The sequence below is a fragment of the Burkholderia gladioli genome, from assembly GCF_000959725.1.
GTDB lineage: Bacteria > Pseudomonadota > Gammaproteobacteria > Burkholderiales > Burkholderiaceae > Burkholderia > Burkholderia gladioli.
Map to the genome: position 1 here is coordinate 4,417,813 of NZ_CP009323.1, position 24,590 is coordinate 4,442,402.

A 24,590-nucleotide genomic window follows, 5' to 3' on the forward strand; every position below is an offset into this window, starting at 1 on the left:
CAGACATCCCTAGAGTTGGCAAACTAGGCAACCCTGATCATCGTCATCGTCTGGCTCTTCTGCCTGGACATCCTGTGCGAACACTTCGGCCAGGGTCGCGTTTTCCTTGCGGGCGGCCTTCCGTTCGACACGAATGACATGTTCCCGCCTGATCTGCTCCATCCGGGCAGGCTGCTCCATCTCCGCAAGGCTCTCTCCCTGACTCCACGTGAAGAAATTCCCTGTCTTCTCATACGGACGCTCGTACTCCTTCGCCTTGTCATAGAGATCTGGATACGTCTCTTTCAACCGGACCCATTCGATCTTCTGCTGGTAGAAACAAAAATAGCAGCCGGATCGTGTTCGGCCCCACTTCGTGTATGGTGGCATCCCCACACCGGAGCTGCGCAGGATTTCCTCGATATCACGCAGGATCAGACCGTCTTCCTTGAAAGGGTAGACGGCCGTGATGTTTGGCTTGTGACTGATGTAGCCACTGCGTTCTTCGTCCGCCCGGAGGCCAACATAGTTGATGACTTCGTCATTGCCGCAATGCTGCTCGAACGGCTTGAGCTTTAACGCCCGCGTGCACCAGCGACGATGATTCGAAGGAATCATCCCGCCGTACATCTCATACCAGTGATCAAAACCCACGTCGGCGTTCAGACGAGTCACTTCCTTGCCGAGGTAGCTGGAAATCCGTTCCAGATACTCGTAGGTTTCCGGCAATTCCTTGCGGGTATCGCTGAAGATGTACTCCATCTCTGGCACCCGGTCGCGCATATAGATCGCCAATGCTGCACTGTCCTTGCCGCCCGACAGGCTCAGAATGTGTCTAACCCGCTTTTCTTCGGCCATGGTCCTTTTCCTGTTCCTCTTTCGATGCATCCGCGTCGTGCACTTCAAGCAGTGCCTGCGCCAAAGCGGCCGCCGCAAGCTGAATATTGCCCCCCGTCTGCTTCTTGATCGATGCGGCAACCTCGCGTGCAACGTGTGCGGACTGCTCTGTTGCAGCGAAGAATAACGACGACTCCTGTCCACCCGGCATCGTCAGAGTTACCCCAACAAAGCGCTCTACCGCTCGAGGTACCTTGCCGCGCTGCATGACGACGCGAAGCCATCGCTTGTACTTGGCGCATAGTTCGCTCAGCTCCTGGTTAAACCGGCCGATCGTTTCATCAACCCATGCATCCAGGGGACGCTGTACGATGAGACTGCCGATAGAATCCAGCCATTTCTCATCGGTTAGCGAAAGATCCGTACACCGGAGAATAAAGCTTTTCAGTCGTGCGTCCCCGAGGTCAGACGCCGCAGTCGCACATTCAGCCTGCAGTTGATTACGAACACGACCCAGAGGACCATGTATTTCGAAGGAATTTCCGATTTCTGTCATGACCTGTTCCTGCAACCGGCGGTGCGCCATACCAAGCTCCGACAGTATGCGGATCAGCCAATCAGCGAACGATTCTTTGGTTCTGGCCTCGTGATGGAGTCTAGGCAAGCTGGCCGTGAGCAACTCGATGGGATCCTGCGCCTTGCCCAGAACGGATCTCACGAGCACAGCATCTTTCGACACCCGTCCAGTCTGAAGAGCAAACTCGGGCAACCGTCCACGCCAGCGGTACAGGCTACGAGCCAACTCGAGGAAGGTCAACTCTCCACCAACGGTGGAACCGACCGCTGCGATCGCTGTACGGTATGCCTGAAGCAGCCTCATACTGTGCTCGTCAACATTCAACTCGCGCAGCTCAAAAGCGGACGGATTCTTGAACATCCGCTGCAGCAGTTCATTAGTCACCTCCAATGCCAGCGTTCCCCGCTCGAATACTGCACATCGGCTGCGACGAATCAACAGGTACATCACGATCCAGATGCCCGCCGGACCAGACCGGATACCCAGTCCCGGTCTGGCCAGATCGTCCAGCAAGGCTTGAAATGTCTGCCCTTCACCTGAGCGAAGCAACTCCGAAATGCGATCCCAGACGTGAGTGATATCGATGGGCGCCTCCGCGGTCGGCTCCGTCAGTCGCCAGCAACCGTTTTCCTCAACCCAGAGCCCTGTCTGTCGCAAGAGGGTATGGTGAATCAGACGCTCAGGCGGATACTCGGAGTCCCCGCTAATCGGACGGGTTGCGTCGCCACCAAGGATGACCTCAAACATCCTTTGCCTGGCAAGAACGATAGCGGACGGGGGTCGATCCTTATTGATTAATTCGTTGACCACGCGCGGAGACGCGTCGTAGAGCTCATCGAAGAGCCACGAGGCCAACTGGCTCAGATTCATCAACTCACTACGAGGAATGGGCTTACCCTGATACCAATACTTCGGGCCGGGCCGGTCCGAGAGCGGCATAAGTTGCGATAACACCAATCGCTCGATCGTCTCACGCACGCCTTGCAGCCGTCCCGAGACATATTGGCTTGTCCATGGATCCAGGCGCTTGTGGTCAACCTCACGCTGCACCGCCTGCCAAATCGCATATTCTGCAAGCGCCGCCCTGCCGTCCGGCTCCAAAGCAAGCACCGCAGAAATGGTCAGTTTGTCGGTTTCCTGCTTGATCCGATCAAGCGCCTGGCTCTCTGTGTCCGCTCCCTTGACAGTGATCACCAGATTCAGCCAAGCATCTGGTGCCAGTTCACCGTCCCGAAGCTTCTGTCGCTTTGGCCACGCACCGGGAGATCCAGCCGCTACCGCCATCGTGCGGATAGTCCCCGTTTCATCATAGTGCTTGTTGGCTACGATCAGCCGCTGGGACAGTGCACTCGACAGACCACTGATCGCGAGGTTTTCTTCACCCGAACGCGCTGCTTTCTCGTAGACAGCCTCAATGTTCACTGCATCCGATACAGCAAACGCATACGTTCCAGTGCCACGGCGCAACAAGATGCCTTTATCGACGAGGTCGTCGCATTGCACGACGATAGGCCCAACATCGCGCTCGCCCAAAGCGAATGCAATCAGCTTCGCGCTGACAGGCAATGTGACACCCGTGGAAACCAATTCCAGTACGCCAATAGTTTTCAGGATCCGAAGACATCCCGATTCGAATGTCTGCCGCTCAAGCACTGCCAACGCGAAGGCCCACCTCCGCTCAGCACCCAGATCGCGGAACCGAAGGCTGTAGCCGTGCGCCAGATAATCGAATACTTCAGACAGGCCGAACCATTCACCGAGTTCATGCCGGTGCGCGAAATCTCGCAACCCGAATAGCTCATTGCCGCGTAGGAAGGCGTGGAATGATCGCTCACTTTGACCATAGCGTTTCGAGATAATCGCCAAACATGCGACGGTCAGAGGATGGAGCGGATACAACATCTCCGCTTGCCTGAAAAGGACGCGATCGCTTTCGGATTTCGCTTGCAACACGCCCAACTTGCGCGCATTTGCATAGAGCGCGTTCGCTGCATTTACCAGCGTCGTATCGCTCTTGATTACAGACTTTACTTTGAGGGCATGTGCCGCGAAGTGGGCATAACGTTCGACAGGTTCGTCAAAGGCCACCTCATCGAACCGCGCGGCAATCTTGTGCCATTCGTCGCTGAGTGAACGACCGACCCCAGCGGCATAGCTCGCAAAGTGTTGATGCAGCATTACGACCACCGCCAGCTTCTCATCACCTTCAGTGCAAGCACGCTCGGCTATTTGCTGCAAAGCAATCAGGTCGCCCTCTTCCGGGCGAAGCGCGGCATGCTCAATGAACTTACCGACCTCATCCACCAGCAGCAGTACTCCGTCATACCCCTCAGCCTGTGCAACGGTCGCCACATCAGCAGCCAACTCCCCCGCGACAGAATTCAGAGCGAGACCTTTGTACGTCCCTGCTTGTACGTCCAGAGCGCGCCGCAACGCCGCTGCTGCCTTGCCATGCCATCCGGCAAGCGTGTTCGCCACCGCAGCAGCCAAGGCTCGGCCTACCGAGGTACGTGATCCAACAACCGTCAATGGGTACCGCTTGCAGCCCTCAAATAATGTGGATAGCCGCGGAGCAACACCAGCGACCATACGATGGGTTGCGGGAAACGCCTTGGATCCGGATGCCAGTTGTGCCAGCACAACTCCCAGCGCTGTCTTTCCGCTGCCGTACGGTCCCACGATCTTCCATGCGCGCTGAACCGATTTTTCCGCGAGGCCGTCCCCGATCTGTCGCAAGGCAGCCGCTGCGGCGGCCGTCACCATGTAGTTGCTCGCCGCAGCGGCATTTCCAATGTCGCGATCCAGCGCTACAGACCGCGTATGGCTCCCAGCTAGCGTCAGGCCGTCGATAATCTTCTTAGGCATGAGCCACCTCTTCTAACTGCAGCCGATATTGCTGGTCAATCTTTTCCAGGTCGATGATGACGTTCTGCGTATCGGCTGTATCGACGAAACGAATTGCCGTTGGATTCAGTTCAACAAGCTTGTCCACAAAAATCCTTAATTGTGCTTCGTCGAGCCGAAATACCAGGCCGGGAGATCCCGGAGACTTGAGCAATCGTTGGAATTCAATAGACTGCCCGTTTTCGGAGTTCGCAATGAAGTCCGTCAGCGCGATACCGAATATCCGGCATGTTAGGCCCACAGGCGCCTTCGCTTCCGTGTTATATACCGTGCTGCCACTCTCGCTTTTGATCGCCTTCATCAGCCCGAGGTCCTGTAACGGACACCATAGTGTGTCGTCTGTCCCTCGCTCCTCTTGGTAGTAGGACTGGATAAAGATGCTCGCATGCTGTTCGAGAGTGCTCATCGCAAGCGGGCGGGCTGCACCTTCGCCACGTTGTGCTAGCGCGGCCACAAGCTGCTTCTTCTCGAAACGAATGAGATTGCCTTCGCCAAACACTTCTGACCAGGCTGCGAGGCCACCCTTAGAAACCAGATACCAGTGAATTAGCCAAAGCGACTCCAATGATTCCAGGTGTGAATCCCAGGGCGAGCGCCCGCCAAACAGCAGTTTGCCGACGGGTCCCGGTTCATGACCCCGTTCGTTCGCCGATCGTAAAACGCCACTGGCCTCACCCCAAAATTGCATGGATTTCACCATGTTGCGGCCTATGCCGAGTGCCTGCGTGGCGCGCTCATCGTTGCGCAGCAGCGAAGCGTCATTCTTGACCGCGCGATATACCTTCGGCAGCCAGCCATAGCGGCAGATAAACGATTCGTGTCCGGAAAAACGATTGACTTGTCTGTCGCTACTCACGCCGTGCTCCCTTCCTTCTTGTATTTATTCACCTTGAGCCCATCTTCCGCAAAGGAATATGCCACGGGCATGCGCCTGTTTCGATTTGCGACAGCAGATCGCCTATGTTGTGTTTGCATTTTATTACAACTCCAAATTCTTGGTCCTGGCAGCGGTCCCAATACCTCTGCACATCATTGTGGACAGGCGCGGGAATAGGCACCGTCCTAGGCGCATGCAGCATTGATCGTTTGTTCCAATTCACGGACTGTTGCCAGGATGGCATCAAAGGAAGGCGCGTCTCCGAAAATCATTCCCATCATGGCACCATAGTCCCTGGTCAGCGCCTCATGCATTTGCTGCGGAGGTACCAGCGTGAACGTTCCCGGCGCTGCGTTATCGAGCCCGAGGTCCGGCGATCCGAAGAACAGCCGGGCATGCCGTGCACAGTCCCCCGCCAGCTCGCGATCAGCCAGCCAGGTCGCTACGTCAGGATGCTGCAACAGACGGTAGATGTCGTAATAATGGCGGGAAACACGCTGGCCGCCCTGCCGCAGTTGCCCTCGGCGCTCATACCACTGGCGCAGCCCATGCACAATAATGATCTTGTCCCAGAAGGTACGTTCAGGCTTGACGGTCGTGACGTTATGCACAGCCATCTCAAGATCGGGCAGATCATCAGCAGCGTAGGGAATGATGGTGGCCGCTTCGTGGGGGTCGAGCGCCGACTTCGCGCCCGCCTCGATCTTCACTGCGGAGCGGATATAACCGTCCGTGGCCGCCGACACGACGGGATACCAGAACAACAGTGTTTGCTGGTCGGGATCGTCGGGGTCCAAGTCTAGGCGGAATCGGTCGGCGGGCATAATTTGCTCCGCGATCGCCCGCAATTGTGCTGCCATGCCCTCAGCGATGTATCGCTGGCATGCGTTACGAATGCGATCGAGCCGTATACGCCGCTGTTTGCCACTCAACGCATCGAGATCCTCGGCTTCAATCGGCTCGCCGATGTCCTGACGGAATACCGTGATATCGATGTCCTCGGAAAACCGGGAGATAATCCCGAAGGCTTTGGATAATGAAGTGCCGCCCTTAAACAGCAATCGCGGGCCATCTGGCGGCAGGCCGCTGAACAGCGCGTCCAGAGTCCAGCAGACCCAAAAGTCCTTTTCGATGTTCTGGACCGTCGTGCCTAGGCGGGCCGCCGCCGTCAGGAACAGACCACGCCGCTCGTCGTCACTGACCTGGATGACCGTATTGAAATTCGGATTCATGCCGACGCCTCTCTATGTTTGAGGCGCTTGCTGGAAACAGCGCCCGGCGCCTCGAACTCGCCAGCCTGCGGATCGCATTCGGGCAGCTCACGAACGATGGCCTGCATCCATGCGGGTAGCGTGTGAAAACCCACCAGCAAATCATGGCGAATGGAGTCTCCTTGTACAGGGTCATCCAACAGCGCGGTCAACCGCTTGACGATGCGTGGCTTGTCCGCAGGCAAGGTGTCCTTAAGCCAATGCAGCGCCTGCACGATGCGCATAGCCGGCCGGCCAGCCCAATACAGGCGGCTTGGGGCAGTCAGTTTGAACTGGATCGTCAGCTTGTCGAGTTGAATAGCGCGCCGCCGTGCATCGGTGTGGATCGTGACATGCGCGGGCACGGCATCGGTCAGGCCCAGGTCGTTCGCGGCGGTCATGCCATCAACCAGCAGACGTAGTTGATCCCGGCGTGCGATCGCATCCACGATCGCACGATAATCCGGGGCCGCGGCCTTCTTGGTCAGGCTGTTCATCTTGGGGCGATCGTACAAACCGCGGTCGATGCGACGCAACTGGCCTGCCGCGACAAGGCGCTGCAAGGCCTTGTCCACGGCATCGCGCCCTCCGAGATGGGCGAAGTCGGTCGGCACCCATACCTGTCCAGAAGGGGCAATATCCGTCTGGGCGATTATCGCGGCCTTAAGATCGCTCATTGGGCACCTCCGTCCGATATTTGTACATTATTTTCGGACGAAAAGCAATGATGTCCGAAATTTGTATAATTATTTCAGACGAGCTACCCATGTTACCCGCGTAATTGCGCGATCCAGAAGACTGCAACGCCCCGGAAGCCCTTGCTATGCTCCCGATCCGATAGTCAACGCCTCTCCGGACCGCCCCGGAATACGCGAAGATCACGATCCGGACCGGCCACAGCCATGCAGCCGCTCCGAATCAGAAATGGCTGACCGACATTACCAGATGTACGCCCAGCCAGCGTAGCCCGCCCGTACTGGGGTGAAGTTACTCGAGCATGTCTGGAATGCATTACCTGGAGAAGTTAAGGTGGTATCACCAGGATACATGCCCTTCTTCTGTTGCGAGAAGAGGTGAGCCGCAGCCTTCTGGCTGCGCGCCGCCGACTAAAATGCAATATGCGACCGCGTCGCCGATGGTGAGTTATGACACCGTCCATCCGGACTCCACGAGTGCCTCCCTAGGGCGGCTGTCCGGCTTCTTTCCGGTTGGCGGCCCTAAAATTCGGTCTCAATCTGCCGTTACCCACCTATGACCGCTGCACAATCGCCGAAGCAGACGCGGGTTCTCCGGTAGGAAAAAATGACTCGAACGATTCTTTCTCCATCGGGCGTCACCAATGCGATGATGTTGACTCGCCTTCGTATTCCAGACCTCAGCAAGAAACTTGACAGACTGACCCTCGACTATTCCGTAAGATCACGCCACCTGCGACGGTGCGTACTGTAAGTACGGAGATTTTCAAGCCACAACCGATAACTAGGAATTATATGGCTGAGTTTCTGAACCGTCGCCGCCACCTAGAACGGTTATCCGAGGTGCTGGCGACAGCCTCCCGGGAGTCCACGCGTATGGTGATCGCGACCGGAAAGGCTGGTGTGGGGAAATCGGCGTTGTTCAGACAGGCAGCATCCAAGGTTGCTTCCAAGTACTGCTACCTGTACTGCGACCGAGCCCCCGCGTCCGGAGACTTGGCCGATGGGGCTCCGGTGCCGGAATTAATTCAACGACGGTTATCGGCTGTGGCGCCTGAGCACGGGTTCGCCACCTTCGCCGATTTCCGCACAAACAAGCAGTGGTCCACTTCGCTGCTGCGCGCAACGGAGGCCGTAGGGTCCATCGTCGCCAGGTCGATGCTCCCCGGTTTAGCGTCAAAATTCGCGATGGAAACTTATGGGCAGGTGTCGTCAGCAGTTACGAGTCGCCTTTCAGAACGGCGTTGGACCGGGCCTGGCGACGACCAGCGAATCGTTTACGCACAGTCAGTGTTGCAATCGGTGCCGACAATCGTACATGTCGATCATGCACACTTGCTTGAAGGCGCAGAGCTAGACTTGTTGGTGCATCTGCTCGACGACACACAAGCCATCCTTTTCTTGGAGTACACCGAGAAGGCCGGTGATGGCGATAGAGCCCTTCCAGTCCAGTTCGTTGGTCGTAGGGTCCTAAAGTTTGCGGTAGATCCGCTTGGGGAAGAATACGCGGATCGTCTTTTCGCCACCTTGCCGCCGAGATTTGCAAGGCCTTTACGCACGCAATTCACACAGACGGGCGATCTCAGGCCGTTTGATGAGGCTGTGTATCTTCAGTCTCGTGACCGGGGCATTCTTGAAATCTTCGACATCACTGAGGACAACCTTGTTCGAACCACTGCTACCGCGCTCTCTATCCTCGACACCGATACCAAGAAGGTCCTTTTAGCCATCTCGGCCCATGCCGGTCCGGTAGACCGCGGGGTGCTGAGCGAACTACTCGACGAACCTATGGTCGCGTCGCTATTCGACGGCGCTGTTGACATCGACCTTGCGATCGATCAATTGGACAGCCAATTACTCGTTATTGCCACCGAGAACGACGTGATGTGCCAAACTCGCGTTAGCGATCTCGTACAGCGCGATGCGCTGCTGTCCACGATTAAGACAACATTCCGAAAGCACTGGCGCGACCTATATCGCACCTTGCCTCATAGAACGGTCTTCGCCTCTGACGAAGACCGTTGCCGGCAGCTTCTCCATCAGTGCGCGGAGCTCAACGATATCGTGGGGATTGCGCGAACGCTCGAAGAGATTGGTTACAAGGGCATATCTTCACGTAATCCTCGAAGTATGGTGACGTACCTCAGGCATGTCATCGATAAGCTAAAATTTGGAGGTGAAAAAGACGCGATCGCGAGAATTGTTCGCGCGCAATGCTGCTTTTTCTACGAGGCAGGATGGTTTGATGAAGCGTTAGCCTGCCTTTTGTTGACTGAAGATAGACCAAGACGATATCAGTTCCTTCTCGCCGAACTCTATTGTTCCGCAGGGCAGGCGGCGAGGGGCATAAGATTGGCGGAAAGCCACCTCGCACAACTAGACCCCCTTAATCCTGATCACTTTGATGCCGAGCTATGTTTGAGGCTCGTAAAGCTGCACGGTCTGCGAAATTCAAATCGTCTCGTTGAGGCGAGAGAGTATTACTTGAGTTTCGTGGATGAACAGCGTTTCTCTGGCTTGCCCGCTTTCCCAACGTTGCTTAGGTATGCAGATTTATGTATGTACAAAGACGGTGACATCAAACGTTGCAACCAGTACCTCCAACGGGCGGCCGCCTTGACCAAAGCAACCAATCAATGGCGGGACTACGCAAGCATATGCATCTCGCTTGTGCAGCAGCTCGGTTATACAGAGGCACTTGACGAAGCCGAGGCTTTCCTTAGCGAGGCCGAGGAGGTCGGGCAACGCGTGTGGTTGCAGCAACCGATGCTGTTAGCAAATCGTGCAGTGTTGTCAATGTACCGCGGGCATGCGGAAAGAGCGTGCCTGCAGCTACTACAACAGGCCCTCGTGTTGTCCTACGACCAATTGGACAGGATTCTCATACAGACTAATATCCTGATCTGGTACGTAATGGCAGGTAGCGTACAGCAAGCCATGTCCGTTGCTCGCGTGCTTTACGAGCGCATCGACGACGTTTCGGTCGATACCGAAATTAGACGAATTGTGCTGTATAACCTCGAGCAGCTCGAACGCAATCAAGGAAACGAGGAGTCAGCTAACCGACTCTACGACAGATGGTCGGCGCTGGATTCCGGCATCGACGAAGCTTACTGGGCTTATCGCCGAGCTCGCCGCTCAGCACCCAACACGGGCTCTCGACGATACCGGATGGTGTTTCACCCTATCTACCTAGCACATTGGCATGCCGGCCTTGTACCCTTCGAGGCAATTGGAGACTAAACGCGAGATGAAGGTATCGTAATTCGTTTCGTTATGTCCGAATGCACGGCAAAACTCACCGTCGTCACCAAGATAGATGTCGGGGGTGAGTTCCAGTATCACGACATCGTTTCCCCTGACTCGGCCATCGATCCTTAAGAGCTCTACCTTTCCAAGCCTTGTGAAACAGCTTCGGAACGCATCCAGGCTTTCTTGAGGAAACATCTGCGTGAGAGCCTCCCACTCGAACGTCCGTTCATTCGGCAATTTCAGATCAAACGTGTTCAGCCGCTCGTCAAGATATCTCGGATCACCGTCGATCTTCCAGCCGCCAATGTTGATCGCAACGGTCTGGTTCGATGTACCCAGCATACACGCGGAAAATTCTCGCCCAGCAATGAATTCTTCGATGATGACGGGCTGCCCAAGGCGTGCAAAAAGGTGCCCTGATATCTCCGTGACCTCAGCCCATGTCCTGCACAGATTGCGCTGAGTGATGCCGAGCGAAGTGCCCTCATAGTTCGGCTTCACGACTACAGGTAAGGACAAGTAGTCGGCGTAACGGAGATCACCGGGCTCCATAAGAACGGCAGACAATGGAACCGACAAACCAGCCTGACGACAGATCTCCTTGGAAAGCTCCTTGTCGTTGCATACCACTTTTGCAAAGGCATCTGCACCTACAAACATAGTGTTTGCTGCTTCACAAATCGCTGGCACAAGTCCGTGCCGGCTTCGACTCTGTTGGCCGAACCAATAAGGAAACACGAGGCTGTTAGGGTACCTGCCTATCTGCTGCGTGAAGTCATTAAGATTTGAGTAGCGATGTACGGTCTTACAGCAACGTTCGAGTGCCCCGTGCATGGCGTCGACAGTGCGACGAAGCGGCTGATCGATACGACGATCAAATTCATCTCGAGGCACATTTGCTTGGGTCGCATCCGCGACGAGGAGGATCGTTTCGTCCCAAACTTTCGGGCTGCTCTCAGTGATCATAATTCCTAGTTATCGTCTGAAGCCTCCTGTGGCCCTGAAAAGAGCTTCTCTCAAACCTTGATCGGAGACGTGCGTGTAGATTTCGGTCGTGGAGATACTCTGATGCCCGAGCAGTTTTTGCACGTATCGGATATCCAGGCCGCCTTCCAACCACTGTGTCGCACACGTGTGGCGCAGCATGTGAGGCGTAACATGACGAGCAATACCCGCTGCTCTGGAAATTCGTCGCAATTCAGCCCGCACGCTGACGGTTGAAATTGGCCTTCCGCCCGCCGAGACAAACAGCCGCTCGCTAGACGCTTGGACCGATTGACGGTATGCGAGGTACTTCTCCATCTTCCGATATAGCGGCTTCTGTAACAGATAAACCAGGCGCTGCCGGTTTCCTTTACCGTGAATAACTAGAGACCCACTCGCGAGAGACACGTCTGTAAGGTCGATCGCAACGAGCTCGCCGACCCTGATGCCCGTATCAAGTAATAAGTGGACGGCAATCTTGCTGCGAATCGCGTCAAAGTCGTCTGTGCCGCGGCACCAGATTAGTGCCTTTCGCAGCGACTCCCTATCACCTCTATCGAGTGCCCGTGGAAGACGCTTGGGTAATCTTATCCGCTCATTGAGCATATCGAACGGATTCTCGCTGATCAGCTTTTCACGCTGGACCCATTTAAAGAATAACTTCAGGCTTGCCAGTCGACGTTTTATGGTTGTCTCTTTGAGCCGACGCTGCACACGCAGGTACTCGATATACCCCCGTAGATGTTCCGTTCGAATGCTTTCGAGTTTTCCACGTCGACCAAGGTGTCGAAGTGCGTCATCGAGATCACTGGTGTACGCCCGCAACGTATTCTCGGATAAGCTAACGGCCAATCCGCAGTGCCGCAGGAATTTTTTTTTTGCTTCCGTCAAGGTCATAGGTATCTCATCACGGTTAGGTTATCGGAGAGCCGCCCACTTGCGAAGTGTGTCAACGACCCCAAAACAGAACATAGGAACCACTATCACAGCGATGCACTGATACCCCGCAATCCGGCACGTAACGCGGGAGGGGTTATGTGTCGCTGACGCCACCGGGCGATCGCTCAACGCTTGCAAATCACCCACGACGCGTACCGTCAGCGCTGCTTGGCAACTGGCCGGAATAGATCATCGACCAGCTCACAAACGACGTTTCAGCGAGAATTCACGGCGTGAGCGCCATTCCCTATGGCACGCATGTTCGGGAACGGTGTCGTGGCCGCGTAACAGACTGGTGTTGCTTCAGGAGCCGGATTTACCGGACGTCGTATTCCGCGGTGGTGTAGTCGCGTACGACTGCGCCTTCCGTCACGAGCGGCGTCAGCAATGAGGAATTCGTCAGTATTTCAATAGCGTCGTTCGGCAGACAATAAGCGCAGTAGGCGGCTGCCGGCGAGCGGGCAATCTCGGGGCAGCGTCATCGGGGACGAGTCAGACGTCAGACGCCGTGGATACAGGAGCCGGCTTCCTCCAACATTTCTTTGCCCTCGTCGCCTCGTCTATTCTTACTCGCGGCTGTCTCTCTGGTGTCGCGCAATGTACCGGTGTCAACCGCTTCGGCAAGCGCGACTTGATATTCTTCACCAGATTTGCTGGGCATTTGTGTTCATATCATTGACCTGACGCCGCCGCCCGCACGTAGAGTTGCCGTGTCGTAAAATACGCTAACGAGCCGAAAATTTTCTATGGCACCCAACCCAAAGTCACGCAGATCAACGCAACACCGCCGGCAGATAGCCGGTGACACGAAGAAACGTTCGAGGAGGTCGTTCAATTTTTTGAGACCAACCGGAACGGATCGACGGCCCACGTTCCGCGGGCTTGCAGATGCGGCTGCCAAACCGCAACTGCAAGCCAATCTGCAAATGGTGTAAGGCCTATTCCCGCCTGAACAGAACTACCGAAGGACTCTGAAATGAACGGGGCGTCGTCCTCCGTGCGACAAGCGACCTGAACAATGTGCGTGATGCCGCGTGGACGAGGATGGTTAAGCTCTTAAATCGAATCCAGGGGGCGGCTTGTAGGCCGATCTGAAAGCTCGATTATTTTGCCGGTGGTGGGAACACCACATATCTTGGGACTTTTTCTTAACCGGTACGCCTTGCCACGCACATCCTGCAGCCGCGGCCTCAGGATCTTGCACGTGCCGTAGAATGCGTCAACGGACTAAAAGCTATTTTATGGCGCCGACCCCAAAGCCACGCAAGTCAAGACAATCTGGCGGCAGACGGCCGATGACGCGGGACATGTTGCTGCCGCTCCCGGCGACGATCTGGCGTCGCCGCTCACTCGAGCACCATCTGGCGCTTGCCGCGTTGCGCTCGGGAAACTGCAATATCGAACTGATCGGCCGGTTGTTCAGGACCGTGTACCTCGCCTATTTCATTCACGAAACGTTGAGTGCTCGTCGCTCCCTCAGGCCTTTCCTGATCTGCGAGGCGGCGCTGCACGCTATCGCCGCATGCATCAAGGCCGCAGGCGACTGGTCGCTGTCTGAAGCTGACGGGCGAGCCCTTGAACACGTTCTGTCGCTGCACGACGAGCAGCTTTCGACGCTCCCCTCGCATCGGATTGCACAGGCCGACGAGCAGTTGAACATTTTTCTTGCCACCGACGCGCTGTCGCCGATTGCGCCAGACGACGATCACGACACCTGAATCGCGGGGTTCCCGACGCACACGTCGGGCCATAGCCTGACATACAGGCAAAACTCGCGCGGCGCCGCTCTTTGCACAACGACTTCGCTGGTATATCGAGCACCTTGCCAGACCGATGGACACCCTGCTTCGTGAGACCAGTCAGCGTGGTGCGGGTATATGGGCAGGCGATCCGCCCGCGCTTCTTCAGGCAGCAGATCTTTGCGAACGATCCATTGTCCCCGGTGTGGGCACCGCACAAGGGATCAGCGCGAGAACTGACCGTAAGGCCAGAACACTGATCGCGCATGGCTCCCCCGGGAGACATCTATGCGTATGTCGGCATCGCGCGGTGTCTCCGAAGCGATGCGCCCGGACACCACGTTGCACAGGCAGACTTCCGACCTGGGACTTTCGCCGACCATTCAGGAGCCCCCGCCTCTCTGCATTCACCGGGAGCCGGCTGCTCGATCATCAATCGTCGCGCCAACTGCTGATAGAATCGGTCGCATAGAAAATATCTGTCGGAGCGCGGCTGATCATGGAGTACCGAGTCAGTTATGAGCACAGTCTGGCAAGCGCCCCCAATGACTATATCGCCCGTATCACTTCGCATCTGGTCGACGACGTCCCTGCGAACATTCCGCGCGCCCTGCTCCCCGAATTCATCGCAGACCTGATTCTGAAACGATCCCCCCAGATCGGCAGGATCCGTGACCTGAGAATACTGTAGCGCTTCCCGGCCAGACGCAACTGCTGCGCAGCCCGGTTCACGCCACACGGCTGTCTCCCCTGCCATCGTCAGCGTTGACGCAGGTAACGCGCTGCACCGGTTGCAACGGAAATTTCGGCCGTGCAATCTATGCTTATTCCCTGGTCGATTACGTCGGCCCCGCAACCGTATCGACGATGCCGCTGATGAACGCCCTTGATACCCTCTCATTGAAACCTGCCAGTGTCCTGCGTCGCCGCAGCCGGTTTACTGTGCGGCGCTCGCCCGTTCACGGCAAAGGGGTGTTCGCGACGTGCGCGCTTGTGGCCGGCGAACTCGTCTGCGAATACCTGGGTGAACGGATATCATGGGACGAGGCCGTGCTCCGTCACCCACGCGATCCGGCACAGCCGGATCACACCTTCTATTTCGACGTCGGCAACGGTACCGTCATCGACGGGGCAATCGGCGGCAACAGTGCCAGATGGCTCAACCATGCATGTCGCCCCAACTGCGAAGCCGAGGACCGCGATGGCCGGATCTTCATTCGCACCGTGAACCCGGTACCGGCCGGCGAAGAACTCAGCATCGACTACGCCCTCTTCGTGGAGGGACGGCTCACCCGTCAGCTTCGGGAGCGGTACGCCTGCCACTGCGGCGCGCCAGACTGCCGGGGAACCATGCTGGCCAGACGGGGAAGGCGGCCATGGAAGGAGCATATTTCAGCGTCTGCCCGTGGGCTGGTCGAGGACAGGATGGATGCGGACGTGGCAGCACGGCCCGCAATCTACATTCGAACGACTATCGCGGACACACTGATCGACGCATAGCGGGGCCCCCGATGCTGCTTCGTCGCGGAGCGGTGGAATTCATAGGGCGTCATGCCCGGCGCGAACCTCCCGTGCAAACGCCCGGCAACACCGGGGAGAACACCGGCACCTTCCGCATGAGCATGGTCGACACCGCCGGTCCCGTCTGGTTTCCTGCCTGGGCGCAGGTCAGGAAAACCCGTCCCGCACGCGGGTTGCGCTTCGCTCAGCCCTTCCGACAGTTCACACCTGTGCGGGGTGATGCGTCTGGTTCCCGGTCCGCTGAATCTCGAGCGTCAGGCACGTCATCATGATCTGCCCGAACGTCGCAAGGATCTGCCCCAACGCGCGAACCCGGTCGGTTATTTTACGCCGCATTTGTGCGTGCACATTAGCTTCGCGTGAGCAGTCAGCGAGGGATCTCCCGCCTGCTCACTTCACTGTTCAGGTCACCACTTCGCAGACGCCCCAGCGCGTCCCGATGATTGCGCCCACCGGCACGGCCTGCGCGCCCACCGATCGCGCGCGAAATATCACGGTGGCGCCCTGCGCACGCGCGAAGGGTCCAATCTCGACCACCACGAGTTCGTGGTCCCGGAACCGGATGCGCGATCCGGCAATCGCGCTGGTCCGTGAACGCCCGGGTGCAGGGCCATGCGGTGTCGATGTGGCGTCCCGGTCATTCATGCTCAAACCCGCGAGCAGTTCAACATCGGCTGGCAAAGGCATGGGTCATAACGGTCTGTTGTCCAGTCCGGCATTCTAGCAACGATCAGGGCGATGCCGCTCCGCCGGCAGGTATCCGCGCGGGCATAGGCTATCCGTCATACATACCTTGAAGACCTCGCCGCAAAGGGGCGCGTGTTCACTTCAGCCTGACGTCGCCACCGCCTGTCATGGCGTTGTCCTCAACGGCCAGTGTCAGCGGTTCGATGCAGCAGGCTGTGTCATCGCAGTCCTGAAACCCTCTGGGCGCCCCCACGCTGAGCTGCGGGCGGGCTTTCGTGCTTCGCACCGGGCCGCCGGCGGCGTCCCGCCCTCCCGGGCTTCAATCCCTGGCGCAAAACCTCTCCCCCGACAACCAGCACCTTTACCCCAGTCAGGTGAAGGCCGCACGCGGCCTCCACATTCGCGCTCGCCGCGCGGCGGCTCATCCCGGTCAAACCCGACGCTTCGCATCCACCAGTCCCCTGTGTTCCCGCCCGACACCCGCGACCGTAGCCGATGGCGGGCAAACGTCAAGGGGCGAGGGACCGTGTTGCCCGCACCCCTCCCTCACCTTTGTTCCTTGACGTTTGCCCGCCACCGGCTCCTTGAGTCGCACGGGCGCGAACTCAGGAGACTGGCGGCGGCAAAGCCAACCCCGGGTTCCACCAGGACGAGCCCAACCCCTACAGCGGGGCGGAATCTTGGAGCCCGGTCAGCGCAACACCGATCAATCTTTTTGTTGTGGAGAGTGCCATGCAACTCGCTTCCTCTTTCCGTTACGGCTCCCCGATGCTCCGCTCCGACTCGCCCCTGTCGGACGACCAGATCCGCCGCGTCGCCCCGTCCATCTTCGCGGACGGCAAGCACCAAAGCCGCTCGGACCGTTACACCTACATCCCCACCATCGACGTGCTGCGCGGCCTGCGCAACGAAGGCTTCCAGCCGTTCATGGTCTGCCAGACCCGCGTGCGCGATCAGGACAAACGCGAATTCACAAAACATCTGATCCGCATGCGCCCTGCGAGCGAGATTACCGGCGAGGACATCAATGAAATCATCCTCCTCAATTCGCACGATGGGACCAGCTCTTATCAAATGCTGGGTGGCGTCTACCGGTTTGTTTGCCAGAACGGCATGGTCGCGGGTGAAACCGTCGGCGAGGTACGCGTTCCCCACAAGGGCTCCATTGTGCAGAACGTCATCAACGGCGCATTCGAGGTGCTCGACGGCTTTGACCTGATCCGCGAACAGAAGGACGGCATGCGCGCCGTGACCCTCACCCGCGACGAACAGCACGCCCTCGCCCGCTCCGCGCTCGCGCTGCGCTACGACCCGACCGACGCGGAAGCGCCCGCGCCGATCACCGAAAGTCAGCTTCTGAACGTACGCCGCTTTGAGGATCGCCGTGATGACCTGTGGACGGTTTTCAACCGGATTCAGGAATCCTTGACTAAAGGTGGACTGCACGGACGCTCGCGCAGCGGACGTGCCATGCCCACCCGCCCCGTCACCGGCATCGACCAGAACGTGAAACTGAACCGCGCGCTGTGGATGCTCGCGGACGCCATGCGCCAGATGAAGGCGTAAGCAATGGCACGGGCGGCAGCCCATCGCCGTCTGCATCCGGCTTATACCGTCAGGACTCCTATCCGTGTCCGGCCCTGACGGCGTTCCGTACCCACGTGACCCGGAATCTTCCTTTTTTCTATCTGGAGTGAATCATGCAAGCCGAAGTCAACACGCAAATGAACGACACTGCGAACGACACCGCAAACGCCGCCGAAACCGACACCGTCACGGACGCGACGGCTAACGCTGCGCCGCTGCTCGAAACCAGTTTCGGCAACGAGCAGCCGGTCGTGACCGTGCCGTATTCCGCCCTGCGGCGCTCGCCGCTCAATGCCCGTACGAAACCACTGTCCGGCATTGACGCGCTCGCCACGAACATCAGGGCGAAAGGGTTATTGCAAAACCTCATTGTTCACGAGATGAAGGGGGCACGCGGAAAACATCGCAAGCTTGGCGTCTGTGCCGGTCAGCGCCGACAGGCCGCGCTCGACCTGCTGTTCGGGCAGGGCCACATTACCGCCGACTACCCGGTGCCGGTGCGCATCGTCAGCGAAGGCGAAGCCCTCGCCATTTCGCTGATCGAGAACAGCGAACGCGAAGGACTCGACCCGTTCGACGTGCTGCGCGCCTATCGGATGCTGGCTGAGGAAGGTCGTAGCGTCGATTACGTGGCCGCGCTTTTCTCGGCTGCGCCGATCACGGTAAAACGACGCATGAAGCTCGCCAGCGCCTCCCCGAAGCTGCTTGCCCTGCTGCGCGAGGACGCCATCACGCTCGACCAGCTTTCGGCGCTCGCGCTCAGCGATGACCACGAAACGCAGGAACGCATCTGGTTCGATGCAAACGAGTGGCAACGCCAGCCCAACTATCTGCGTCAGGCGATCACGCGCACCGAGATCGACGCGAGCCGCAGCCGTCTGGTGCGCTTCGTGGGGCTGGACGCCTACGAGGCAGCCGGGGGCTACGTGCGCCGGGATCTCTTCAGCGACGATGAAAACGGCGGATACATTGCCGATGTCGAACTGCTGCAGCGTCTCGCCGCACAGAAGCTCGACGCCGCTGCCGAAGCAGTCCGAAGTGAGGGATGGGGTTGGGCCGAGGGCCGCATCGAGCGCGACATGTTTGAACTGAACCGCTACGGCAGGCTACAACCGGTGCAGCGCGCCCTCACCCACGACGAACAGCGTGAGATGGATACGCTCACCGCACAGCAGGACGAACTGGTCGAAAAGTTTGATGCCCTCGGGGAACACGACGAGAACGCGTACGAGGAAGCCGAACGGCTCGAAACCGAAATCGACCAGGTGAAGGCTGCCCTCATCGCACTCGAAAGCCGCATGCTGACGTGGGACGCTCAGCACATGACCGAGGCAGGCGCTTTCGTGATCCTGAGCCCGCAGGGCGAAGTGATGGTCGAGCGGGGTCTGGTGCGCCGCGAGAACAATGCGGCACTGGATGCAGCGGGCGCGACCGTGACCGGCACGCCGGAAGCTGACAGTGAACCGGACACAGCAGCACAACCGGCGCAGAAAGAGAAGCCGGTTCACAGCGCGAAGCTCTGCCAGCGCCTGAGCGCGCACCGTACCGCCGCCGTTCATGCGGAACTCATCGCGCAGCCCTCCATCGCACTCGCCGCGCTCCTGCACCGCATGATTCCGGAAATCTTTCCGGAACGGTACGGGCTTGGCTTCACGCCGCATGCGCTGGCACTGTCCTGCAACAGCAACCGCGACAGCCTGCTCGGCGCGGCGGACGACCTGCCCGCCACCACCGCGTGGGGCGTCATCGAGGCGCAGCGCGAGCGCTGGGGCCGCGAACTGCCCGCGCGGCGCGCGGACCTGCTGCCGTGGCTGATCGAACAGGACCCCGGCACAACCCTGCTGGACCTGCTCGCCTTCTGCACCGGCACCCTGCTGGACGGCATCGCCGGGGAAGAAAGGCCTCACGCCATCAATGCGCTTGCCAGCGCGCTGAACCTCGACATGACGCGGTACTGGACGCCCACGCGCGCCTCGTATTTCGATCATGTCAGCAAGGCGCGCATCGCGGAAGTCGTCGCCAGCGCCGTGTCACCGAAGATCGCCGCCGACCTCGGCAAGATGAAGAAAGCCGACGCGGCCGCCGCCGCCGAACTGCGGCTCGCAAAGTCGGCATGGTTGCCGGAAATCCTCGCCGATCGGGAAATCCCGGCAGCCCGCTCCTGTGGCGTGGCCCATGACGCGGATGAGGATGACGATGAGGAAGGCGACACCGGCGATGAAGCGCAGGACGGCGAGGCACAAGGCGACGACCAAGCTGATGAGTCCGATAACGACCGGATCAACGGCAAGGAACCCGGCGAAGGTGTCGGCTCGCCGTCGCCGGTGGACGGCCCGACCGGGGCACAGGAGGCCGCCCCGACAGCCAGCAACGGTGCGCTGCCCGCGTGGCCGTTCCCGACTGCCGCAACCGCAACGCCGCCTGACGACGCGTCAATGACGCAGAACGCTGTGTAGTCCGCGTGGGTTCCGCCGGTCAGTCCGGTGGAACCCGCTGACCCGGCGCAGCCCGACAGGACTGCGCCGCATTCCCCGCATGGGTCAGGCGTGCATATCCGGACAGGGGTAATCATGAAACAATGCATCAAGGTCATCGTAATCGCGATCAACGGCGGCTCCGGCCACGTTTTCACAACCCCGGTTGAAGTGACCGACGATGAATACCGCAACGGCGAGCATTTCCGTATCGCGGTCACGCGGGCCACCGACACGGGCTTCGTGTCTCCCATGCTGGCACTGGCGGCCGACGATCTGGTCAGCCTGCTGATGGACATCAGGACATTCATCGCCCCGGCACAATGCCATGCACTGGCGCATCACGCGACAGGCCCGGAATCCCCTTTCCACCTCTCGCGCCTGTCGCACCTGTTTGGCCTGTCGCACCCGTTTGTTATCCCCGCCACACGGCCAGCCAGACAGCTATCGCTGCCGCACCGGCCAGCACTGTCAACCCGAGCGCCAGCGTGGCCCTGAGCGCGCGCCAGTACCGGCACTCCAGTATTTGCGCCCCGGCCTGTGCCTGCCGTTCCGCTTCCAGCGTCGCCCGCTCGAAAGCCGCAACGGCCCCGTCAAGTCGCGCGCGCTGCTCACGTGCCGCGATGACAAACACGCCCATCAGACGGTTGCCCGCCACACGCGCGATCCGGTTAGCGGCGCGGTCCACCAGCACATCGAGCGCGGCCTCGTTCAGCCCCGCGAGAGCGGCCCGGTAGCGTTCCTCATGCTCGTGGATCATGTGCTCGGCAAGCCGTATCGTTTCCTTGCAACGCGCGAGCGCATCGCGGTGCTGCGCCATCAGCACATCCGCCGCTTCCCTCGCTTCGGCGCGCATCGTGTCGAGGCCGCCCTCGCCCACTTTCCTGATGCGATCCGGCATCACCTCGTATAGCCGCGCATAGTATTCGAGCACGGCGAGTACCGACCACAGCGCATCGTTATCGTGCAGGTTCAGTGCCGCCGACACGCGTCGCATACGCGCCATGCTCGCGTCGTCCGGGACTTCGCCCGACACGTCGAGAAAGAGGCGCGCGAGCGGATCGGGCGGGCGTACACCCCTCGAGCGTCCCGCGCGTCGCGTGCGATACGAGGGTTCCGGGGACCGGTCAGGCATCGGCAATCACACCAGCAAACATCGCGTCATACAACGCCCGCCAGCGCAGCAGTTCGGCGCGCTGCCCGATGGGCAACGTCTCTGCCGCCCTGCTTACCGACAGACGCTGGCTGCGCAGGTCATCAGCCACGCGATCCGCCAGGTCCGGAAAATCCAGTGACCTCCCCTTCGCCTCGATACCCTTGCGGATGTTCGAATCCTGATAGAGCGTGAACTTATCGGCCGTGCCGAAGTAGGCGTTGCGCACCACGTGAGTGGTTGCATCGGGAAACGTCGCACCGAATTCGCGCAGCAGTTCCAGACTGTCGCGCTGCCGGTTGATGACCCAGAACACGACGAGCCGCCGCGCCAGTTCATCGAGTGTGCTCGCCAGCGTCGCGCCATAGCGTGCCACGCCCGCCTGATTGCGCGCCGCCGTATTGACGATCACCGCCGCATCGCGCTTCGCATCGCAGTAGTTGACCAGTCCAATCCAGCCATCCGCCTCGTCAAGGTCGAACGCCGCACATTCGATCTCGCCGTGGACCGCCTTCATGACATCCGGATTGGACGTGTCCGTCTCGACCAGTACGAGGCGCGTATCGCGCCGTTGCAGGTGATCGGCCAGCGCCAGCGCAACGATGCTTTTGCCCACGCCGCCCTTGCTGCCGCCGACCAGATAGATGGGGTTGAGGGTCGTTGCCATTGCCGTCCCTTTACAGGTCGTCGGTATCGGGTTTGATCGTAAATCCGAGCGAGCCCTGTACCGGCATGGGTTGCGGTTTGACTTCTGCTTTTCCCCCATGTGGACGCGCTTCATTGCGGCCTTCAGTGCGACCTTCCGTGCGCCCCTCATTGCGGGGGCTGTTCGCATGTGACACGCCACCGTGCGCTACCCCATGCACGCGGGGCGGTGCTGTGGCAGTTCCCGTTGGAGGCGCTCCGGTCGCCCGACGCGCCGTGTTGCCTGCGCTGTTTCCCTTTCCTGCGCGGCTTCCCTTCCCTTCAGAACGCAGCGCATACCGGATCGTGCCAGCTGTAATATCGAGGCCTGCCCGTTTTGCCTGCTCCGCGATCTGCTCCAGCGTATATCCCTTCCCCTGCGCATGACGGATAGGGGCACGCACCTCTCTCATCGCTTCGCGAACACTCAGGCCGCGTTCGGCCTGCGGTTTTTCCGGCAGCGCATCGAGCGTCCGGGCAAACGCATCCCATTGCGATTTCGTATAGACCCTGGCAACAGGCATCGCCACCTCCAGCGCACGTCGGACCACACCGCCTGCGCATCATCCTGCCCACGCATAGCGCACCTGTCAACGCCGTCCTTTTGGTCCCCAAGACGCCGTGGGAACTCCAGAGAACTCATGAGAGCCCGGGGGAACAACGCACTTTTTTCGCATGTCGTACACACGCAACGTTTCCACCCTGACGCATTGCCATTCACCGCCATTGCGCAGGCAATTTGCGCTGATCGTCGAGAGCTTGTCGCCGTCGTTACGCATTAAGTTTCCGCTCAACACGGACACCGTGACGCCGCAACATCGCCGCCGCTAACGCAACCGGTTTGCACATCTTGTGAAGCTCAACGCGCGAGGTTTGCCAGCGATCCACCATTTCTACGCTTACATCACGCTCACCTTGCGCCTTGTGTTGCACGCGGCACCGGATAAGCCCTGTATCCGCCGAGCGCAGCCGATACGCTTTCGCCTCTTTTCCGGTGCGCAGCCGGAACGATTGCATTGCTCCGGCAAAGCGCATTTTTAACGCATGCGGTTTGCGCTTGGTGTAACCAGCTTGACGCACGAGATGCACACGAGGCACACACACCGATACGCATCTCTGTACGCACGAGATACGCAACTTTCTCTCACGGGGTTTAATCTGAAACGGGAAAGCATGACGCACGGAGTTACGCGTTTTCTGCTCACCCGGAAACGCGCGGCGTTTACGCTTTCCCGGCGACAGTTACACCATTTCTTCGCACGGGATGACGCGGCGTTTCTATAGGGCCTGACCTGTCATTTGCGTGAAAGCCGCTACCTCCGCGCAAAACGTTTACTCCGGGCGACAAAAAGCGCAATGAAAATGAGTGAGTGCAGGATAGGCTACCGCCGGTTTCGGGCGCCGATAGCGCTTTTCTCCCATGTGTATGAAGACCGCGCCTGTTGAAACGACCCAAAGCGTCTCAGTGGAACGACCTAGCAGGCTGTTGAAAAGCACTGCGCCTTGACGACCGAGGTCGCTGTTTAAATGGATCACGCGTGCAATCGATCGCTGATTTTCAGACGAATCGTCGCGAGTGCCCGGCTGGCGAACGGAGCGGCTGGCGTGCGGCCATGCAAGAGTCGCGTTCGCGCGGTTCATCGTGTTGCTCCAGTTGGGACCACCGTCATTATCCGGGCCATTCGAGTCAGGTTGCTTGCCAGCATTGTCAGCTTGAAATGCTGATCGACCCGTTTGATACCGCGATACACGGTCTGGCGAATCTTCCCGACGGTCTTGCCCCAAACCAAAATGCTCTTCGATGCGTTTGCGCTTGACCTGGCTAATGCCTTAACCGGCGTGCCGCGAGGTGCGTCCATCAATTGCGCTGCCGCCCCAGCGATCATCGCAGCGCGCCACATGAGGCGTCACGTGGCGTACCCGGCAGTTGCCGACGAAGTCACGCGTGTCATACGCCTTGTCAGCCCCCACCGTTTTAGCATGACGACCCGGCACGCAATCGAGCAGACGCAAGGCACTCGCCCGCTCCGCAAAACCATCGGCATGGCTGACGACTGCACCGACCACCAGACCCGAGCGGTTCTCCATCAGCACGTGCCCGCGGTAGCACAGGGTGGCTGAGGAAGCAGTGCACGCCGGCGCCGTCTCGGCGCATTCGCCGATGGGAACGCGAAGCGGTACTCGACAGAATGCAACGCAGACTGGATCGTCAGCTTGATGCGATGACAATACGGCGACGGACGGTCGAGTACGTGCTCGGCACGCTGAAGTACTGGATGGGCTCAACCCACTTCCAGATGGGAAGGCTTGGGAACGTCTCGACTGAAATGAGCTTGCATGTGCTAGCGTATAACCTCGAACGCGTGATGAAGATCCTCGGATTTGCGAAGACACTGCGAGCGATGAAGCTGGCAGGCGGGTAATCTCACGCCTGCCCATGCTCGCCGGCGA

General features: G+C 59.1%; 20 protein-coding genes and 2 pseudogenes. 8 read left to right on the forward strand and 14 right to left on the reverse strand.

Going from position 1 to position 24,590, the window contains the following annotated elements:
* Positions 1-9 precede the first annotated feature (9 nt).
* The 5 genes from BM43_RS36365 to BM43_RS36385 all read right to left on the reverse strand — a co-directional run bounded on the left by BM43_RS36365 (position 10) and on the right by BM43_RS36385 (position 7,101).
* Positions 10-837, reverse strand: coding sequence for a phosphoadenosine phosphosulfate reductase family protein (locus BM43_RS36365; RefSeq protein ID WP_036050737.1), 828 nt, complete (start codon positions 835-837; stop codon positions 10-12).
* The gene (locus BM43_RS36370; protein ID WP_127841057.1) at positions 815-4,258 is read right to left on the reverse strand and encodes a hypothetical protein; all 3,444 of its coding nucleotides are present in this window, start codon (positions 4,256-4,258) and stop codon (positions 815-817) included. Before BM43_RS36370 ends, BM43_RS36365 begins: the two co-directional genes overlap by 23 nt.
* Positions 4,251-5,153, reverse strand: a complete 903-nt coding sequence (locus BM43_RS36375; RefSeq protein WP_036050729.1) for a DUF4007 family protein — start codon at positions 5,151-5,153, stop codon at positions 4,251-4,253. The genes BM43_RS36370 and BM43_RS36375 overlap by 8 nt, the downstream gene beginning before the upstream one ends.
* 206 nt (positions 5,154-5,359) lie before the next feature.
* Positions 5,360-6,406 (reverse strand): nucleotidyl transferase AbiEii/AbiGii toxin family protein, encoded by a 1,047-nt coding sequence (locus tag BM43_RS36380; protein WP_036050726.1) that lies wholly within the window; start codon positions 6,404-6,406, stop codon positions 5,360-5,362.
* The gene (locus BM43_RS36385) at positions 6,403-7,101 is read right to left on the reverse strand and encodes a DUF6088 family protein (protein ID WP_036050724.1); all 699 of its coding nucleotides are present in this window, start codon (positions 7,099-7,101) and stop codon (positions 6,403-6,405) included. The genes BM43_RS36380 and BM43_RS36385 overlap by 4 nt, the downstream gene beginning before the upstream one ends.
* A gap of 813 nt (positions 7,102-7,914) precedes the next feature.
* On the opposite strand from BM43_RS36385, the gene BM43_RS36390 reads away from it, so the two are divergent.
* Entirely contained in the window at positions 7,915-10,362 is a 2,448-nt protein-coding gene (locus tag BM43_RS36390) for an AAA family ATPase (protein WP_036050721.1), read from the forward strand.
* On the opposite strand, the gene BM43_RS39745 is transcribed toward BM43_RS36390, so the two are convergent.
* Both BM43_RS39745 and BM43_RS39750 read right to left on the reverse strand, forming a co-directional pair.
* Entirely contained in the window at positions 10,312-11,337 is a 1,026-nt protein-coding gene (locus BM43_RS39745; RefSeq protein WP_080742125.1) for a hypothetical protein, read from the reverse strand. The two genes, BM43_RS36390 and BM43_RS39745, sit on opposite strands and share 51 nt — an antisense overlap.
* Positions 11,338-11,346: 9 nt before the next feature.
* The gene (locus BM43_RS39750) at positions 11,347-12,252 is read right to left on the reverse strand and encodes a tyrosine-type recombinase/integrase (protein WP_080742124.1); all 906 of its coding nucleotides are present in this window, start codon (positions 12,250-12,252) and stop codon (positions 11,347-11,349) included.
* Between the two features lie 1,349 nt (positions 12,253-13,601).
* Between BM43_RS39750 and BM43_RS36395 the strand changes: the two genes are divergently transcribed.
* From BM43_RS36395 to BM43_RS36405, 3 genes are all read left to right on the forward strand, one after another.
* Positions 13,602-14,012 carry a hypothetical protein gene (locus BM43_RS36395; RefSeq protein WP_036053280.1) on the forward strand — a complete coding sequence of 137 codons (411 nt, stop codon included), beginning with the start codon at positions 13,602-13,604 and terminating at the stop codon, positions 14,010-14,012.
* 520 nt (positions 14,013-14,532) lie between these two features.
* The gene (locus tag BM43_RS42415) at positions 14,533-14,724 is read left to right on the forward strand and encodes a hypothetical protein (protein WP_036050718.1); all 192 of its coding nucleotides are present in this window, start codon (positions 14,533-14,535) and stop codon (positions 14,722-14,724) included.
* 185 nt (positions 14,725-14,909) lie between these two features.
* A complete protein-coding gene (locus tag BM43_RS36405) occupies positions 14,910-15,533 on the forward strand; it encodes an SET domain-containing protein (protein ID WP_080742123.1) in 624 nt (207 codons plus the stop codon).
* 423 nt (positions 15,534-15,956) lie between these two features.
* Here the strand turns inward: BM43_RS36405 and BM43_RS41110 are convergent, their stop codons facing one another.
* Entirely contained in the window at positions 15,957-16,241 is a 285-nt protein-coding gene (locus BM43_RS41110; protein WP_127841056.1) for a hypothetical protein, read from the reverse strand.
* A 732-nt stretch (positions 16,242-16,973) separates the two neighbouring features.
* Between BM43_RS41110 and BM43_RS36415 the strand changes: the two genes are divergently transcribed.
* The 3 genes from BM43_RS36415 (at position 16,974) to BM43_RS41115 (ending at position 20,800) form a co-directional block, all read left to right on the forward strand.
* A complete protein-coding gene (locus BM43_RS36415) occupies positions 16,974-17,807 on the forward strand; it encodes a DUF932 domain-containing protein (RefSeq protein ID WP_036050716.1) in 834 nt (277 codons plus the stop codon).
* 134 nt (positions 17,808-17,941) lie between these two features.
* The gene (locus tag BM43_RS36420; RefSeq protein ID WP_227742955.1) at positions 17,942-20,284 is read left to right on the forward strand and encodes a ParB/RepB/Spo0J family partition protein; all 2,343 of its coding nucleotides are present in this window, start codon (positions 17,942-17,944) and stop codon (positions 20,282-20,284) included.
* A 114-nt stretch (positions 20,285-20,398) separates the two neighbouring features.
* Positions 20,399-20,800: a hypothetical protein gene (locus BM43_RS41115; protein ID WP_127841055.1), complete on the forward strand. Its 402-nt coding sequence runs from the start codon at positions 20,399-20,401 to the stop codon at positions 20,798-20,800.
* Here the strand turns inward: BM43_RS41115 and BM43_RS36425 are convergent.
* From BM43_RS36425 to BM43_RS39760, 6 genes and pseudogenes are all read right to left on the reverse strand, one after another.
* The gene (locus BM43_RS36425; protein ID WP_045577506.1) at positions 20,718-21,437 is read right to left on the reverse strand and encodes a hypothetical protein; all 720 of its coding nucleotides are present in this window, start codon (positions 21,435-21,437) and stop codon (positions 20,718-20,720) included. The two genes, BM43_RS41115 and BM43_RS36425, sit on opposite strands and share 83 nt — an antisense overlap.
* Positions 21,430-22,122, reverse strand: a complete 693-nt coding sequence (locus BM43_RS36430; protein WP_036050713.1) for a nucleotide-binding protein — start codon at positions 22,120-22,122, stop codon at positions 21,430-21,432. The genes BM43_RS36425 and BM43_RS36430 overlap by 8 nt, the downstream gene beginning before the upstream one ends.
* A 10-nt stretch (positions 22,123-22,132) precedes the next feature.
* The gene (locus BM43_RS39755; RefSeq protein WP_080742122.1) at positions 22,133-22,663 is read right to left on the reverse strand and encodes a hypothetical protein; all 531 of its coding nucleotides are present in this window, start codon (positions 22,661-22,663) and stop codon (positions 22,133-22,135) included.
* A 247-nt stretch (positions 22,664-22,910) separates the two neighbouring features.
* Complete coding sequence (locus tag BM43_RS41120) at positions 22,911-23,219, reverse strand: hypothetical protein (protein ID WP_127841054.1); 309 nt, start codon at positions 23,217-23,219, stop codon at positions 22,911-22,913.
* A gap of 252 nt (positions 23,220-23,471) precedes the next feature.
* Entirely contained in the window at positions 23,472-23,780 is a 309-nt protein-coding gene (locus tag BM43_RS41125) for a hypothetical protein (protein WP_127841053.1), read from the reverse strand.
* Positions 23,777-24,263, reverse strand: a pseudogene (locus tag BM43_RS39760) (transposase); the annotation flags it as partial. The pseudogene BM43_RS39760 and the gene BM43_RS41125, both read right to left, overlap by 4 nt.
* Between BM43_RS39760 and BM43_RS36440 the strand changes: the two are divergent.
* Positions 24,257-24,562: pseudogene (locus BM43_RS36440) on the forward strand (transposase); the annotation flags it as partial. The pseudogenes BM43_RS39760 and BM43_RS36440 overlap by 7 nt on opposite strands.
* Between the last annotated feature and the right edge of the window lie 28 nt (positions 24,563-24,590).